The 2,072-nt window shown below is 61.3% G+C and carries 3 protein-coding genes; all 3 read left to right on the top strand.

All coding sequences use genetic code 11. The features are described from left to right. A partial coding sequence (locus Q0349_RS12265; RefSeq protein ID WP_298081303.1) for a hypothetical protein occupies positions 1 to 232 on the top strand: 232 nt, incomplete at its 5' end. Continuing rightward, complete coding sequence (locus Q0349_RS12260; RefSeq protein WP_298081302.1) at positions 229 to 1,038, top strand: hypothetical protein; 810 nt, start codon at positions 229 to 231, stop codon at positions 1,036 to 1,038. The genes Q0349_RS12265 and Q0349_RS12260, both read left to right, overlap by 4 nt. A 59-nt stretch (positions 1,039 to 1,097) precedes the next feature. Then, positions 1,098 to 2,072 (top strand): major capsid protein (locus Q0349_RS12255; protein ID WP_298081301.1); only part of this gene is annotated, 975 nt, incomplete at its 3' end.

The raw sequence follows: 2,072 nt of genomic DNA, 5'->3' as shown, positions 1-2,072 counted from the left end.
TCCGGCGGGCGCGGTACCGGGTGCGGTCGTCGCCTTTGCCCTGGCCGATGCCGACAAGGACGCGCAAGTGCCGTGCGTCATCCGCAACGCCACCGTCCTCATCGACAAGCTGGTCGGTGTCGCCGCCGATGCCTTCGACGACACCAAGCCGCTACATCCATTAGTCGCCCATTGCAATGCCCAGGGCATCGCGCTCAACACGTCTATCGCCACACAACGAGGCTTTGCATGAGCGGCATCACCCTAAGCATTGCCCGCCTCTCGGTTGATGAGCGGCGCAAGATGCGCGGCGTGGCCTACGCGGGCGGGGTGCTGTCCTACTACGGCGGCAACATCGCCATTGACCTCGACACCCTGCAATTCAACGGGCGGCAAATCCCGCTGTTGCACAACCACGACCGCGACCGCGTCGTCGGTTACGGACACCTCATGCGTGAGAGCAATGCGCTCATCGTCGAGGGCGAGATGCTCAACAACGACCACGCCAGCGAAATCACCAGCGCCGCTGATGAGGGACTGGAGTGGCAGATGAGCGTCCACATTGAGAGCAGTCGCACACTGACCCGTAACGCTGGCGACGTTGTCAATGGACAAGCGATTACCGTCGATGATGTTACGGTGCTGGCTGATGGCGTCATCCGTGAGGTGTCATTTACCCCGACCGGCGTCGATGCCGATACCAGCGCCCGCATCCTCTCCCTCTCACTTACCAAACCCAACCAGGAGCCAGAAATGAACAAGGAACTTGAACAACAGGTGGCGACGCTGTCCGCCGAGAAAGCGAACCTCGCCGCCGAAAACGAAACCCTGAAACAGCAACTCGCCGAACAGGCGCGTGCTGCGAAACTGGCGCAGCTCTCCGCCCTCGGCGTGGAAGGCGAGCGTGCCGCCAAACTGGCCAAAGCCGACGACGACACCTTTGCCGCGCTGGTCGAGCAAATCCAGCTCACGATGAAGCAGACCGCTGTGCTTTCCGTCCTCTACGAAGGCGGCGAAACGCCGGAAGCCAGACCGAACCCGCTGCTGCGACAAGCCTAACCCCAACACTTCAGCCCCGCTCAGGGGCTTTTTAATGCCAAAAATTTAAGGAGTAACCCATGACTGCATTAGCCATGCTTGGTCTCACCCAGAAAGAACTGGACGAGGCCGTCACCCAAAAGCCCAACGTCCCGTCCCGCCTGCTCGCTGATCCGATGTGGCGCGAAAAGAACCTGACCACCACCGCCGTGATGGTGGAATTCATCGACGGCAAAGTCAGCCTCATCCCCGACCGCAGCCGTGCCGACGCGCCCGTGCAAAAAGCCTTCGGCAAGGACAGCATCGTCCGTACTTTTCGCGTGCCGCACCTCTCGATGCAAACGACCATCCGCGCCGACCAGATACAGGACGTGCGCAAGGCGGGCACGACGGACGCGATGCTCTCGAACGCCGAAGCGGTCGCCGACGAAATCGCCGAACACCGCGACAGCCACGACGCGACGATTGAGCACCTGATGCTGGGTGCGGTCAAAGGCAAAATCGTGGACGCCGACGGTAGCACCATCATCTACGACCTGTTCAGCGAGTTCGGCATTACCGAGCCGACGACCAGCCTGCAATTTTCCAGCGCCACCGCCGACCTCGGCCTCACCATCGAACAAACCAAGCGCGCGATGAAAAAAGCGCTGAAGGGCGACGTTGCCAGCGGCTGCACCGTGCTGTGCAGTCCGGAATTCTTCGACGCACTCGTCTCGCACAAGTCCACCAAAGAGGCGTGGCTGCGCTATCAGGACAACGTGCTGGCGCGGGAAAACACAGAGGGCAAGTTCGCGTGGAAGGGGATGAACTTTGAAATCTACGACTACAGCATCGGCGCAACCCCGATGATAGAGGCCGGACACGCCCACGCTTACCTCACCGGGATGCGCAACGGCTTTGTCCGCTACAACGCCCCCGGCAACATGATGACCGAGGCGAACAAGCTGGCACGCGCCTTCTACATCGACGCCGAGCTGCTTGAGCACAAGCGCGGGGTGAGCATCTACACCGAGGGCAACCCGCTGCCAATGTGCCTGCGCCCGCAAACCCTGATG

Origin of the sequence: uncultured Cardiobacterium sp., from assembly GCF_938028185.1 — a bacterium.
In the GTDB taxonomy this organism is placed as follows: Bacteria; Pseudomonadota; Gammaproteobacteria; order Cardiobacteriales; family Cardiobacteriaceae; genus Cardiobacterium.
This window is presented reverse-complemented; position numbering and strand designations above follow the sequence as displayed.

Coding starts and splice junctions, on each gene's coding strand:
- Q0349_RS12260 (WP_298081302.1), top strand. CDS start 229: ATGAGCGGCATCACCCTAAGCATTGCCCGCCTCTCGGTTGATGAGCGG.